Source organism: Celeribacter baekdonensis B30 (assembly GCF_000299875.1).
Lineage (GTDB): Bacteria > Pseudomonadota > Alphaproteobacteria > Rhodobacterales > Rhodobacteraceae > Celeribacter > Celeribacter baekdonensis_A.
This window is the reverse complement of record NZ_AMRK01000016.1, coordinates 59,322-73,532: the sequence shown is the minus strand read 5'-3', so window position 1 is coordinate 73,532 and position 14,211 is coordinate 59,322. Positions and strand designations below refer to the sequence as shown.

Genomic DNA, 14,211 nt, shown 5'->3' with positions numbered 1-14,211 from the left:
ACGCTTGCAATGCGGGAGCCACCCACAGATGCCGTTCGCCAGACTCCCGTGTTGCCGCGGTGCGGCCCGTCAGACCGGCCATTCGTCCACCCCGCAGCATTTTCGAGGGTCGGATGTCAGCTGAGCGGACAAACCAGACCTTCATTCCCTCGGACCTGCGCGTCAGAATGTGACGACGATCTTCCCGGGTAGCTTTTCCCTGGCATAGGCCACAACGGCCTCGACCGCGTGATCGAACGGGAAAACCTTGCTGATTTCTACGGTCAGCTCGCCCTTGCCTGCGGCCTCCGCGACGTCCGGCATGCCTCCATACACGCCGTCCATATCCAGCATGAAATGATACTCCACGTCGTCACGCCCAAGATCAGCTACGGTTGCAGCAGGGTGCATGATCGAGAGGAGCTTGCCCCCAGTTCTGAGGCTTGCAGCCGCGTGCCAGATACGGTCTTCGAAAAGTGCCATGTTAAAGACAGCATCCACATCCTTGGGATAGTCTGCAGGATCATGACCAACTGTGGAAACAGCGCCAAGACGCAGCAACATGTCCGCCTTTTCAGATGAGCCGGCCGTTGCGGTCACGCGGATGCCCTGGTTTGCCAGCAGCGATACCAAAGACGTGCCGGACCCACCGGTCGCCCCGATGATCAAGGCGGATGTTCCTGCTTCCATCTGAGCGATCTTCATGAGCGCGCGGGCGGTCATTCCCGAAATCGCCAAGGCTGCTGCGGTTTCGACCGGAACTGAATCGGGTCTGTGCGCAAGCAGGGGAGTGTCCGCCTCGAAGACTGCGTATTCAGCCAGGGAGCCTGTGCTGACAGAGGGTTTGGTGGGCGAGCACGCCGCCCGCAGATCCCGCGGAAGGGCCTGACCGAAGACTTCGTCCCCAACCTCGTAGGCCGTTACGTCCTTGCCGACCTGGGTGACGATGCCTGCGAAATCGTTCCCCGGAACATAGGGAAAGCTCACCGGAAGCATGTCCTTGTATCCGCCTGTGATGACGCGCAGATCGGTGGGATTGATCGTCGCCGCCTTGATCCGCACCTGGATCTGCCCGCGACCCGCCGACGGGATAGCGCTTTGGATCATCACCAGGTCTTCCGGGCGGCCGTAGTCCATCGCCGCCAGTGCTTTCATCGTCGTGTTGGTCATCTTGAGGTCCTTTTGATTGACCCCTCTCAGATATACGCCGTATATCTTAGCGCAAGAACGCACCTTGGATAGCCTAGATATGATCGACGATACCGACCTCGCAGCCCGTGCCAGCCTTGCACTTGAAGATGTGCCGCTGATCAGGCCAGTTCTCGACAAGATTGCCGACAAATGGACGATCTTGATCCTGATCGTCCTGTGCGCGGAACCCGTGCGCTTCAATGAGCTTAAACGGCGTCTGAACGGCATCACGCACAAGTCGCTTGCAGATGCGTTGAAACGGCTGGAGCGCGACGGATTCATCAGCCGCAAGGTGCTTCCGACGCTGCCTCCGGGCGTCGAATATGCGATTACACCTCTAGGGTATTCGCTCCGGCAACCTTTCGAAGAGCTATGCCTTTGGGCCAATGAGCATCAACGCGAACTCGGCGGTTCCTGAATGCCTGCAAAGGGCTCACTGCCGACCTTCGCTGCACTTGCAAACGAAATCAGCGTCAAACCGGAGGGCGAGCGGCGGCACTGCGGACTTTCCTGCCGTTCGCTGCCGTTGCGAAAGATCGGCTGGTGCTGGCTCAGCGGACGTTATGTTGGGCGGAGATCCGACATTCGCCACGAGCGCGAGACAGCCCCACTGAGCCGTCGGGTCCCGACATTGGCGGAACTCCGAAATCTGGCGTCGTGCTGCGCCGCCGCAAGGCGGCTCCGAGCCCAGAGTGACCGCGGCATGCTAAACCCTCTTCACATGGGCAACAGTCCATTTCGTCGTAGTCGTAGATGGGCGACAGCTGGCGCTCCCGCCACCGGAGTATGAAGCATAACGCGTTACGCATCGGCGGGGTGTCTGCCGCCACGATGGCAAAAACGCTTTTTTTCACAAGGGCCCGACGTCCTAGATGCGAGCGGCGCTTCGTGATATGAAGGTTTACGATGGATACCAAGGCGCGTTAAATACTCATCTTGGATGAAGCGTCAGGGGGCCCCTCCATGGAACTGGAAACGATCTGCTTCTCCTCGGACTGCCGCAGCCGCGGGCTATTCGATCAGATCGCCGACAAGTGGTCGGCAATGGTACTGGCGATCCTGTCCGAGCGACCGCATCGGTTCAACGTCATTCGCAGGCGGCTGGAGGGCGTCAGCCAGAAGGCATTGACACAATGTCTTCGTCGGCTTGAACGCAACGGGTTGATCAACCGACGCGTCGTCTCCCTCTCACCCGTGGCTGTCGAGTACGAGATCACCGAGCTTGGCCTCTCTCTGCAAATGCCACTTCGCGCGTTGCACCAATGGACGCTGGACCATCTCGTCGAGGTCGATGCGGCACGCGAGGTATTTGATGATCGACAATCGGATGAAACTTTCGGCGGCGTTCAGGTTGGAAAGCGTCCGGATTAGGCGCGGAGTGGCGGATTTCAGGTTACCTCGGACCTACTACGTCACTCTTAAGTGCCTAATTGACACCAGGTCTACGATGTATACCTAGACTCCAGATCAACTGGAGTGTCAAATGACCGACCTGAAACTACTGTCCCCGCTGAAGACCGACGCGTTCGAATTCAAGAACCGCGTCTTCATGGCCCCCATGTCGCGAAGCAGGTCACCCGACCGCGTCGCGAACGAACTGACCGCACGCTATTACGCGCAACGCGCCACGGCTGGCCTGATCATCACAGAAGGCACGCAGATCAGCGAGCAAGCGATCGGCTGGACGAATTCGCCCGGGATCTACACCGATGACCAGATTGAAGGCTGGCGAAAGGTCACCCAGGCCGTGCACGAGGCCGACGGCCTCATTTTCGCGCAACTCTGGCATACGGGCCGGGCCTCGCATCCCGACTTCCACGGCGGTGCCCTGCCAGTCGCGCCATCGGCGGTTCCCTTCGACAGCCAGGTTTTTACGCCCGAAGGACCGAAGCCTGCCGTTACGCCCCGGGCGATGACCTTGGAGGAGATCCAGAGCACGATCCAAGACTACGAGACCGCCGCACGCGCAGCAAAAGATGCGGGCTTCGACGGCGTGGAGGTGCATGGTGCCAATGGCTTTCTGCCCGCCCAGTTCCTCGAAAACGGGCCAAACAAACGAACAGACGCCTATGGTGGCCCTGTCGAAAATCGCGCCCGTTTCCTGCTCGAAGCGACCGATGCCGCGATCCGAGTTTTTGGGCCATCCCGCGTGTCCGTTCGTCTTTCGCCGCGGATCCCTTATAACGACATGGGCGATAGCGACTTGGAAGGCACTTACATGTTTGCCGTCGAAGCCCTCGAAGCGCGGAAGGTGGGAATCCTTCACTTCATGGAGCCGGTCCAGCTTCCGGACGGCCTAAAGCTGTTGGCACCCGAAGCGAGAAAGCGGTTTACCGGTCAGTTCATCGTGAACGTCGGATATGATCGCGAAACTGCCGAACAGGCGATAGCCACCGGTCTGGCCGATGCCGTGGCGTTCGGGACGCTCTTCATCAGCAACCCTGATCTCCCGGAACGCTTCCGTCGTGACGTCGCCTTGGCGCCGTCCGACCCCGCCACGCACTATGTGGGTGGCGAGCAGGGCTACACCGATTACCCGCCTCTCGACTGAAGCTTCTGCCAAGGCAATCTTCTCGATCCGGCCGCCCCGTTTTAAACGGATAATGCGAGCGGCCGGATCGAGACATTTACAAGTCTCGTCCCGCTGTCACGTTCCGCCCTTCCTTGTGTCTTTGCCGTTGCAGCGCAAACTGAGAAGGTGCTGCAAACGGCCGCAAAGTCCGCTCTGGTGACCTTCCCCCTCCGAAATGCTGCACGATGGACGAATGGCCGTGAGCACCGATTTCGAATTGCTGCATGGGCGAAATACTGCGCCTGCATAGTCCGGTGGTAAGGGCTCACTGCCGACTTTCGCTGCGGCTGCACACGAAATCAACGCGAAATCGGAAGGCGAGTGGCGGCACTGCGGACTTTTCTGCCGCTCGCTACGCGCGCATCATCTGGCGCTTCGCTACCGCGGTATCCTGAAGAAGGGCGGAAGGCGGTCCTTCGCACTGTGACTGGACCGCCTTGACAGGTGGTCAATCGGCTTCCGCTTCCGCGCGGAACTCCTGCAATTTCCTGCGTTGGTCTCCTGACTCATCGAAGTTCGCGGGTGACAGCCATGCCTCGTAGGCCGACCGCAGCTTCGCCCACTCCTTGTCCAGCATCGAGAACCAGGCCGTATCGCGATTTCGACCCTTCACGATGAGATGTTGGCGAAACACCCCTTCAGGCCGGAAACCAAAGCGCAAGGCCGCCCGTCTGGACGGCAGGTTTTCATTGTTGCACTTCCATTCAAGGCGGCGATAGCCAAGGTCGTCGAAGATGTGGCGGGCGAAAAGGAACAGCGCCTCGGTCGCCGCGGGCCGACGTGACACGAGCGGCCCCCAATAGATGTGACCGATCTCGGCTACTCCGTTTGCGCGATCCACCCGCATGAAGGTCTGCCGCCCCGCAACCTTTCCCGAGACCTTGTCGATCACCGCGTAAAAGATCGGATCTTTGCTGACGGCGGACTGCTCGACCCAATCGCGAAAGACATTGCGATCCGTCGGTGGGACATCGGGCAACCAGCGGAACCGCTCTTCCCCGTCCGGCTGGGCAGAAGCGTCGAACAGGCCATCGGCATGGCGCGCAGCGTCCAGTTTTTCCAGCCGGACGAAATGCCCCTCCATCGGTTCAGTTTGGGGTTCGGGGCGCGGGGTCCAGTGGGACAGGTCTTCGGCCATCTCAGGCTCCTTCTTGCAATTCCAAACATAGATCCGTCTGCCTCAGGCGTCTGGACCGTCAACATTTTCCAGTGTCTCGCCCTGGCCGACGCGCAGGAATACATAGCGCACGTCCTCACCCTCAAGGATCTGGGCGCGGTGGATCACGCGGCGGGGAAAATAGGCGTAATCTCCAGCGCCAAGCTCAAAGGACTTCGTTCCGCCCGGGCCATGATCGACGCGAATACGGCCCGACAGCATATACATGACGCTGTCAAAATCTTTGTGGTGGTGCCACTGGCTGGGTTGATCGAGCGCAGTGACGTGGCATTCGCCGACCCAAAGGTCGCCGACTTCCAGTGCCTTGCGGCGGATTTGGCCTGGCGTGATCGGGCCTTCTTCAAGCTCGTTTGCGCGTATGATGCCGATGTCCGAAAACAGGGGATTGCCCATCTGTGTGCCTTTCTCAGCAGTGATGATCTGACCCGCACTATCAACAGTTCATTGAAAGACAGGAGGACAAGTTTTGTAGCGAAACGGACAGATTTATGCTGGATCGAGGTGGATTGTCCTGGCCTGCGCCGGTGTCATGCCAAAGGTGCGGCGGAAGGCGGTCCCAAAGGCTGACTGGCTGGCAAAACCGACCTTGTACGCGATGAGGGCAATTTCGCCGTCGGTCATCAGAAGGATAAAGGCGACGTTCAGCCGCGCCTGCAAACGCCACTGTCCAAAGGTCATGCCAGTGTCCTGAACGAACAGTCGCGCCAATGTCCGCGCCGATGCGCCGCAAACCTCGGCCCAATCTTCCAGTGTGCGGGGATCGGCGGGAGTGTCCAATATGGTACGGGCTATGGGCGCGAGGCGAGGGTCGCGAAGTTGCGGCAAGCGAGTCATAACGGTCTTGGCCCGTCGGATTTCCTCGATGATGAGCGCGATAAGATGCGGGGTCCGACCTTGTTCGGGCCAGTCGACCGGCTCTTGGCAGATCGCCAGGACCAGTTCCCGCAAGAGGGGGCTGACCGTCAGAACCCTTGGGGCCGAAGCGATGGCCTCGCCAAGACCGCGCGTCATGAACACCTCACGCATGGCAACGTCGCCTTCCATGCAGATGGAATGCTCCACTTCTGCAGGCAGGAACAGTGCTTTCGTGGGGGGAAGCAGAAAACTGGCCTCCGCAGTCGTGACGTGCATCATCCCCGAGATTGCGTAAACAAGCTGGGCCTTGCGATGGCTGTGCATGCCCGACGCCAGCCCGTTCGGATAATCCATCGAAAAACCGACCGCAGAACGATCCGCGCGCTCGTAGCGGTCGATCATCCTCTGTCGCTCCGGCGATAAAAAGACTATCTTTAGCTTCATACGGACGGAGTAGCTGGCAAATGTCAATTTGACAATCACGCGCAAAGTCAGGAGCAACCGTCGGCTGTGGGCTGGTAGCTACCGGCGCGCCCATGCTGCAACTGCGAACTCACTCAAGATCGACGCGGTCAGTTTGGGCTCACTGTCGACCTTCGCTGCAGATGCACCCCGAAAAATATTGTGCGGCGGCCCCGAGCGGCCGCTTTGTTCGGCTTCCCCATTTTAGTTTGCGGGCGCAGCGAAGGTCCGTTCTCCGCCCTTTGGGTCCGGTGAGTTGACGAGGTCACAGGATACCGTGCAGTCGCAGCGAACGGCCGCAAAGTCCGCACTGTTGCCGGTCGGCGGTTAATGGATGATGCACCTGCAGCGAACGGCGGTTTCCATTCGCCGCGCGGCAGCATGGAAGGTCGCCTGATCGCCTCAGAAGGCTGAGTTTGCAACGCCAGCTTTTTGCGCATCTCTGACGGTAGAGTGCTCTGCAGCATCACCGACAGCAGCGTCGCTTTGCTGAGCGTCCGCTGTCTGGATCACAGCCCCTGCATCTCATGGGAGAAACGCCGAGTAGAAGCGTTCTGCCTGCGCGATGTCGTCCGCTCCAACGGTAACGTGAGAAATCATATGTTGGCATTCCTTGCAGCTGGCAGCTGCAACAGGCCACCTGCCTTCAGCCAGAGTGGTCGGTCTGCCCCCGAAACACCGATCTCATTGCAGCCATCCTTGTCAGCTGAGTTCGTTCCCGTGCTCCACATCTTGCCAGTGTTTATTCACCGGAAGCTTTGAGGCACGCTTGGCGATGTCTGTGATCTGCAAGGGGCGAAATTGCCACTGATCCACGCCGACATTCACGCTGTTACGTGAGCCGGGCCATTGGTCATGCACGTGCCCGAACAACTGCAGGGCGCCCCTACGGGCGCCGTTCCAGGTAATCATCGGATAGTGGCACAGAACGAGGCTCTGATCGCCGTCCTGGATCTCGGCCATGTACTCGGTACTGACCCAAGGCAAGGAGATGACGGCTTCGTCGTCGTGGTTGCCAATGATGAGGTGCTTGCGTCCGGGGAGGCTGTGAAACCAGTTCTCGAACTGCGCACTGTCTTCGGCGCTACCGAAGGCGAAATCACCTAGTATCCAGAGGTCGTCATCATGACCAACGCAGGCTTGGAAATTCGCGATCAGGGCTGCGTTCATCTCGCCGGTCGAGGCGAAAGGGCGTTTGCAGAAGTCGATGATGCGGTGATGGCCGAAATGCAGGTCGGCCGAATACCAGTTGGCCATTTCCGTGCCCTCCGTGTTCGTCAGGCTTCAGTCTAGAAGACAGACCGCCACGGCGCAAATGTCTGCCAAGAAAGCAAGGGTCTGGAGGCCTCGGCGCTCAAAACAGCACTAAGTGCCAGTCTTGCCCGGACAAAGTTCCAAGTCAGACCGGATAAGTTCCAATCTTGGGCGAACGTCACAACAGGTGTGAAATGGCTGGGATGGTAGGATTCGAACCTACGGTACACTGTACCAAAAACAGTTGCCTTACCACTTGGCTACATCCCAACGTGGGGGGCTAATTAGTCGCTTGCTGGGAAGTGTGCAAGCCCTTTTCGTGAAATTCTTTGACTTGGAATGAAAGAATTTGCCGGAGGCCCTAACTGCGGTTTCCGATAGGGCCTCTCTCCGGATTTTATCGAGGCGGAGAGAGGATATGCGGGGCATCAGGCGCGGGCGCGGTTTTGCTTTGGTCCCTATTGGCCAAAGTCCGCAAGCGTCACTACGCCGTCGCCTGAGCGGTCCATACGGGCAAACCATTGCGCGCCATTGCCGATGAATTCGTCGCGCGTGACCACGCCGTCGCCATTCATGTCATTGAAGCGTCGGGTCATGGCGTCTTGAACGGCGTCAATGCCGACCGCCATTTGGCTCATGCCCTGATCTTGGCTCTGACCCTGACCCATAGCTTGGCCTTGTCCCGGAACACTCCCGTATGCCTCAAGATGCATTTCGCGGTCTGCGGCGCGGGTTTCGTCAAACATGGCATATTCGTCGTCATTCAACATGCCATCTTCATTGGCGTCAAACATGTAAAACAAATCGCCACGACGCTCTTGCACCTCGGCAAGCGTCACTTGACCATTTTCATCCAAATCCCAGTTGGTCATGAACTCCGCACCAAACCCCTGTGCCAATGTGAGGCCGGGCAGGGCGGCGAGGGGGAGGGCGGCCAGCAGGGCAAGCGACAGGGGGAAGCGTTTCATGATGCGATCCTTTCACATTCCGCGTGTTGAATGCTTTTAATACGCGGGGCCTGTGCCACTCCGTCGTGCCAAACTGTCGCAGGGGGGGGCCAAATACAAGGACCCGCACGACCCTTTGCTGAGGGCGGGCCATCATGATTTCAGGTTTAAAGCGTTCCGCCTTTCTCCTGAGACAGGGCAAAGGCGTGACGCCGCCAGACGTATCAATGGTGTGGACGTTTCGCCATAAACCCGTGAGTCAGGTTTATAGCGCAACGCTTTAGGCAGAGACCTGTTCGCGCAACACGGCCGCGGTCAAAGACGCCATCAGATAAATGCCCGAAAACAGCAGCATCGACAAAAGTGTGCTTTCGAATTTGCGCGGATAGGTGGGTTCGTCCGGGGCGATGGGACGCGAGGACAGGGACAGGTAGCGTACCTGACGGTTGGCCTCGATCCGCGCCATTTCGAGCGATTGAATGGCCTGTTGGGCCATCGTCTGACGGGTGGCAAGGTCCACCTCCGCCATCCGCAATTCTGCGGAAATGCGTGCCAAGGACCCCGACGCACCTGTGGCCTGTGTCAACTGCGAGCGCAGTTCGGCAATCAGCGTTTCAAGGCGGCCAATGTCGCCACGGGTGCCATCGACGCGGGCCTGGTTCGGACGCGGGTTGTCCAAAAGCTGTTGCAGTTGCAGTTTCTTTTCCTGAAGCTGGGTTTCAAAGCCAGACACCTGACCCATGATCGCCGCCGTTTCGGCATCGGGCGAGATAATGCCAAGCTGTTCTTGCAGAAGAACCACTTTTTCTTGCGCCGCTTTCATTTTGGCTTCGGCGTCATCAAGACTTTCACGCGCGCCTTTCATTTGGTCTTCGCGCATCCGCTGGGTCAGATGATCCACGCTTTCCTCGGCATATTCGACCAACATGTCACTGAACAATTGAGAGGTCTGGGGCGTCGCCGCGACCACCTCCATTTTCAAAAGCCCTTCGGTCGGATCATAGCCGATGCTGACGCGATCCTGGTAGACTTTATAGGCTTGTTCATTGGTCGGGTTTTGCGGCAGGCGTTGGATCGGGTCAATCGCGTCAGAGGAAAAATGCGCCTTAAACCCGGCGTCCGCATCCAGACGCAACATGGCGTCGCGGCTTTCAAGAAACTCCTGAACCGCGATCGAATCCTGAGCGCCACCCAGCCCAGACGCGCCCATAAGGCCGCCCAAACCGCCAGCCCCCCCGGCGGAATCCGCCTGTTGGATCAAAAACGCCGACTGCGTGGCGTACATGGGCGTTGCGATTGTATAGAAATAAATACCGGCCAGGATCGTTGGAATGCCAACAAACACGGCCAAACGCGCGATCAAAAGCACCATTTTGCGCCGCCGCCGCCGCGCGATGTCGCGTTGAATGGTGGAAATCTCGTCTTCTCGGGTCAGCCGTTCCAAAATATCTTTGGACGGCAGTTTTGGGGCGTTGTCGATGGTCTTCGGAAGTTTTGGGCCCTCGGTGGTAGTCAACTCCCGTGAGGGCGGTTTGCCCTCGGTCGTGACCAGATCCAATATCGCGGCGCGTTGAAACGGATCAATCCCCTGTTTGCGCAACTGACGCACCGCGTCAAAATCAGAAGTGGCCGCAATGCCGTGCTTTTGCGCCACACGCCGCGCCATGCGCAATTGGCGCCCGGTCAGGCCCTCGCGGCGGATGGCGTCAATTTCGGCGTCAATGCTGGCCTCATCCGCGGGGGTGACATCGCCGGTCAGCGCCGTGTTGGTGTCTGTGGTTTGGCCAAGGGCGCGGGCTACGCCGCCTTTGATCCGGCCCCCGCGCCCCGTGGCGGAGGGGGCCGCGTTTTGGGTCTCGGTTCCGGGCGTTTTTTGCGGCGTTTTTTGTGCTGCCGCTTGTGCCGCCGCGGACCCGGCAAAAGGTGCATCGCCAAAGCCATCGGCGCTGGCGTCATTGTCAAACAATTTGTCGTCATCAAAGGCCTTAGTTGCCGCTTCTTTTGACGGGGCTTGGCCTGTGGCATCGACGATGGGGGTCTCTCCCCCTTGTACGGCGGGCGTTGCGGCCCGCGGCGCGCGGCGCACCCGGAATTTTTGAGCTTTAACCTTCGTAGTCATAGAGCGCCTTGGCCTCTTCCAATGTGTCGAACATGTAAAGCTTGCCGTTTCTCAAAACAGCCGCCGAACGACAGAATTTCTCAAGCGTGGCGGCCTGATGCGACACCACGATGATGGTGGCATGTTCAAGCCGCTCGCGCAGAATGCTCCCCGCTTTACGGTTGAAATTCACATCCGCCGTCGACGGCATGCCTTCGTCGATCAGGTAGATGTCAAAATCAAGCGCCAGCAAAAGCGCAAAAGACAGGCGGGATCGCATCCCCGCCGAATAAGTTGCCACCGGCATATCAAAATATTCTTTGAGCTCACAGAGCCAACGGCAGAAGGCCTCGACATAATCGGGATCGAGATCGTAAAGCTCGGCGATAAAGCGGACGTTTTCGCGCGCGGTGTGTTTGCCGATCAGCCCGCCCATGAACCCAAGTGGGAAAGACACACGACAGCCACGGCGAATTTCGCCCTCGTCGGGTTTTTCCAAACCACTCATCATGTTGATGATCGTGGTCTTGCCGGTGCCGTTCGGGGCAAGGATGCCAAGACTGTTGCCAAGTTCCACGCGAAAAGACGCGCGATCAAGGATCACCTTGCGCTGCGTCCCAGTCCAAAAGGACTTACTCACATTGTCGAACTCGAGCATAGTTACGCGCCCTGATACTGCCTACACACCACCCTTAACGGGTTTTTGTTAATGGGGCGTCTTAATCCGCCATTTTGTCGAAATTATGCCGAGACGCCCGCGATAAATCCATCTCAGACTGCTTTCATGTGGCAAAAATGAGGCCAAACCAGCGTATAGCCCCTGTGGTTTGGCCTCATTTTAGAAACGATTCCGTGATTTTAGCGTGTTTTACGCCGATTGTTTCTGAACGCGGCACAGTTTGCCGGCGACAATCGAGATGATCGCGGCGGCGAAGGAGAACAGCGCGCCCATCTTGGCGGCGGCCTGAACCGGGGTTGACCCAAGCATCGTATCGGCGTCAAAGGCGACCGAGGCGATAAACAGCGACACGGTAAAGCCGATGGCGGCGACACAGCCGATCACCAAGAGATCAATCGTGCGCATCCCGGCCGGAAGGCCCAGTCGGAACACATGCGCCGCCAGCGCGCCCATGATCAGGATGCCCACAGGTTTGCCGATCAACAGCCCGCCCAAAACCAGCCATGTCGGATCACCGATGGCGTTGAATTCAACACCGGCATTGAGCAGGCCAAAGAAAAACAGAATGATTTCAACCGGGGTTTTCAGCTTGTGTTCGATGTCGTTCAACAGATCGGAGAGGTGTTGTTCGGCATCGGCAAACAGGCCAAAGGCGCGGTCGGCATGCGGGATGGTCGGAACAATCGGCAACAGGCCCAAAGCCGGGTGAATACCGGCGCGCATGAAGCCGTACCACGAGATACAGGCGGCAATCAGATAGGGCCAATAGGACAAGGACTGGCGCACCCAGGTCGAGGTTGGGCGGACTTCTTTGCCGGCGTCCAGTTTGCGCGGCAACCAGTTGGCCAGCACAAAAACCAGCACAGCAGCGGCGATAGAGAGCAACAGCCATTGCACGGCCAGTTCGCCGGTCGGATAGAAGATCGCCAAGATCACAAGACCCGCCGCATCATCGGCGATGGCCAAAAGCAACAGAAAGCGCACGGCAGGGTGCCCCGCGCCAAAAACAATCCGGCCGACGAGATAGGAAAACGCGATATCGGTGGCGGTGGGCACGGCCCAGCCGTTTTTGACCGCATCATAGGTGTCCGAGCCCAAAACCATGGCCAGTCCAAGATAGACCACAATCGGCCCCAACATCCCACCCAAGGTGGCGATCAGGGGGGTGGCCGCCTTTTTGCCTCGCAAAGAGCCGTTTTTGAGGATCACAGCCTCCCAGACCTCTTTTGCGGCAATGGCAAAGAAGAAGGCCATGAGCACGTCGTTGAACAGGTAATGCAGGGTCAGGGTCCGGTGAACATGTCCGGCCTCATCCATATGCGGATGACCGATAAAGAAATTTTCCGCCAGAGGGTACTCGACGAAGGCGTGGTAGGACTGCGCATCCGTGTTTGCCCAGATCAACGCAAGAACTGCGCCGATGATCAGCAAAAGCGAATAGTTCGTGACGAAATTCCAGACCTTGTACATATGTGCCCTCCGATCCCTGTACCCATGCGTGCTTGGGGAATAATCCAAGCAAGGGGGTAGGGCAAGCATGCAAACCCCTGTTGCCGTCGAACAGGGGTCAGTTTTCATGGCGATTTCCAAGAGTTGATCAGAAAATAGTCTGGAAACCGGTCCAGATTATTCCGGCCAGCACCGCCCCGATGAGGGCAAAGCCGATATAGGCGGCAAAGACGCGCGGTTTGACCAGTGCCCAGACCGCTACCGCCGCCGGGATGCAGGAAATGCCGCCCGCCACCATGAAAGCCATCGCCGCGCCACCAGACATGCCTTGGGACAAAAGCCCGGACATCAGGGGCACGGCGGCATAGCCATTGAGATAGGCGGGGGCACCGATGGCGGCTCCGATCAGGATGGGGCGTAGGCCGGTACCGCCCATCACTGAGGCGATCATATCAGCAGGTACATAGCGGATCATCACCGCCTCAAGCACATAGGCAACCAACATCCATTTGCCAAGAAACATCAGGTTTTCACGAAAATTGCCGCGGAAACTCTCGATGCGCTTGGACTCGGTCCAGACCTTCCAGTTTGGCGTGCCTCGCAACGCGGTCGACGCACACCGAGACGGCGCGGCGCGCGGTTTCAAAGGGGCCGCGAACAGCGCGGTGCCACCCATGAGTTTGACGCCAAAGCCGCCCATGAGGCCAATGCAGACCGCAGCGAGGGTTTTGGCGATGGCAAAGTCCACGCCCAACCCGTTGGCCGTGACGATGAACATGGCCGGGTCCATCAATGGCGAGGCCAACCAAAAGGCCATGACGGCAGAGAGCGGTACACCAACGGCCAAGGCCCCGGCAATAAAGGGAATGACCTGACAAGAGCAGAACGGCGACACACCACCAACAATTGCGGCCGCCATGATCATGCGCAACTCGCGACCTTCGAAAGCCTTGGACAGCAATGTCTCTGCACCGGAGGCTTTGACATAGGCCGTGGCGAGAATGGCAAACAGCAAAAACGGTGCCGCCGCCCAAAGCGCCTCTGCCGTAAAGAGAATCGTGTCCCACAGCGCCGAGGTGTCAAACAGCGCGACGGCCAAAAGGACCAAACCCGCGAGCAACAGGGCTTTGTCGGTCTTTTTCCACAGCATCGGGAGTTTCGGCGGGGTTTGGCTGAGATCAGTCATGACACTGGTCCTTCATGGCAATGGGCCTCTGGGGTACAGGTGTCTGCGTCGCAATCGGCGCAGCATTCGGACAGAAGGGCGGATAAAAGCCCCTCCAACTCATCGTAATCGGCCGCGATACACAGAATAGATCGCCCGTGGCGCTCTTGTGTCACAAGCTTTGTGGCCGCGAGGATTTTCATGTGATGGGTCAGGGTCGCGCCGGTGATCCCGGTGCGCTCTCCCAGCGTGCCAATGGTCAATCCCTTTGGACCCGCTCGCACCAAAGTGCGCAACACGGTGAGGCGTTGTTCGGAGCCAAGGGCGGCAAAGGTGCTTGCCGCTTCGGCTATGGAAATGTCGTCAGAATGGGGGGCGCTCAT

14 protein-coding genes and 1 tRNA gene are annotated in these 14,211 nt (G+C 58.6%); 3 read left to right on the top strand and 12 right to left on the bottom strand.

Translation table 11 applies throughout. The annotated features are described in order from the left end of the window. Positions 1-162: 162 nt before the first annotated feature. Positions 163-1,149 carry an NADP-dependent oxidoreductase gene (locus tag B30_RS19410; protein WP_009573903.1) on the bottom strand — a complete coding sequence of 329 codons (987 nt, stop codon included), beginning with the start codon at positions 1,147-1,149 and terminating at the stop codon, positions 163-165. Between the two features lie 79 nt (positions 1,150-1,228). Between B30_RS19410 and B30_RS19405 the strand changes: the two genes are divergently transcribed. The 3 genes from B30_RS19405 to B30_RS19395 all read left to right on the top strand — a co-directional run bounded on the left by B30_RS19405 (position 1,229) and on the right by B30_RS19395 (position 3,721). Beyond that, positions 1,229-1,588 carry a winged helix-turn-helix transcriptional regulator gene (locus B30_RS19405; protein ID WP_009573902.1) on the top strand — a complete coding sequence of 120 codons (360 nt, stop codon included), beginning with the start codon at positions 1,229-1,231 and terminating at the stop codon, positions 1,586-1,588. A 545-nt stretch (positions 1,589-2,133) separates the two neighbouring features. Then, positions 2,134-2,541: a winged helix-turn-helix transcriptional regulator gene (locus tag B30_RS19400; protein ID WP_009573901.1), complete on the top strand. Its 408-nt coding sequence runs from the start codon at positions 2,134-2,136 to the stop codon at positions 2,539-2,541. 112 nt (positions 2,542-2,653) lie between these two features. Then, positions 2,654-3,721: an alkene reductase gene (locus B30_RS19395; protein ID WP_009573900.1), complete on the top strand. Its 1,068-nt coding sequence runs from the start codon at positions 2,654-2,656 to the stop codon at positions 3,719-3,721. 469 nt (positions 3,722-4,190) lie between these two features. Here the strand turns inward: B30_RS19395 and B30_RS19390 are convergent, their stop codons facing one another. From B30_RS19390 to B30_RS19340, 11 genes are all read right to left on the bottom strand, one after another. Continuing rightward, complete coding sequence (locus B30_RS19390) at positions 4,191-4,880, bottom strand: GNAT family N-acetyltransferase (protein ID WP_009573899.1); 690 nt, start codon at positions 4,878-4,880, stop codon at positions 4,191-4,193. 42 nt (positions 4,881-4,922) lie between these two features. Beyond that, complete coding sequence (locus tag B30_RS19385; RefSeq protein ID WP_009573898.1) at positions 4,923-5,312, bottom strand: cupin domain-containing protein; 390 nt, start codon at positions 5,310-5,312, stop codon at positions 4,923-4,925. A 93-nt stretch (positions 5,313-5,405) separates the two neighbouring features. Next, positions 5,406-6,176, bottom strand: coding sequence for an AraC family transcriptional regulator (locus tag B30_RS19380; RefSeq protein ID WP_009573897.1), 771 nt, complete (start codon positions 6,174-6,176; stop codon positions 5,406-5,408). Positions 6,177-6,938: 762 nt separating this feature from the next. Continuing rightward, positions 6,939-7,493, bottom strand: coding sequence for a metallophosphoesterase (locus tag B30_RS19375; RefSeq protein ID WP_009573896.1), 555 nt, complete (start codon positions 7,491-7,493; stop codon positions 6,939-6,941). A gap of 192 nt (positions 7,494-7,685) precedes the next feature. Then, a tRNA-Gln gene (locus B30_RS19370) sits at positions 7,686-7,760 on the bottom strand. Between the two features lie 188 nt (positions 7,761-7,948). Beyond that, positions 7,949-8,458, bottom strand: coding sequence for a hypothetical protein (locus B30_RS19365; protein ID WP_009573894.1), 510 nt, complete (start codon positions 8,456-8,458; stop codon positions 7,949-7,951). A gap of 259 nt (positions 8,459-8,717) precedes the next feature. Then, on the bottom strand, positions 8,718-10,556 hold the full coding sequence (locus B30_RS19360) for a capsule polysaccharide export (protein WP_009573892.1): 1,839 nt from the start codon (positions 10,554-10,556) through the stop codon (positions 8,718-8,720). After that, positions 10,540-11,193, bottom strand: a complete 654-nt coding sequence (locus B30_RS19355; RefSeq protein WP_009573890.1) for an ABC transporter ATP-binding protein — start codon at positions 11,191-11,193, stop codon at positions 10,540-10,542. Before B30_RS19355 ends, B30_RS19360 begins: the two co-directional genes overlap by 17 nt. A 210-nt stretch (positions 11,194-11,403) precedes the next feature. Beyond that, complete coding sequence (locus B30_RS19350) at positions 11,404-12,684, bottom strand: Na+/H+ antiporter NhaA (RefSeq protein WP_009573888.1); 1,281 nt, start codon at positions 12,682-12,684, stop codon at positions 11,404-11,406. Between the two features lie 127 nt (positions 12,685-12,811). Continuing rightward, positions 12,812-13,849, bottom strand: a complete 1,038-nt coding sequence (locus tag B30_RS19345; protein ID WP_009573886.1) for a permease — start codon at positions 13,847-13,849, stop codon at positions 12,812-12,814. Further along, positions 13,846-14,211: an ArsR/SmtB family transcription factor gene (locus B30_RS19340; protein ID WP_009573885.1), complete on the bottom strand. Its 366-nt coding sequence runs from the start codon at positions 14,209-14,211 to the stop codon at positions 13,846-13,848. Before B30_RS19340 ends, B30_RS19345 begins: the two co-directional genes overlap by 4 nt.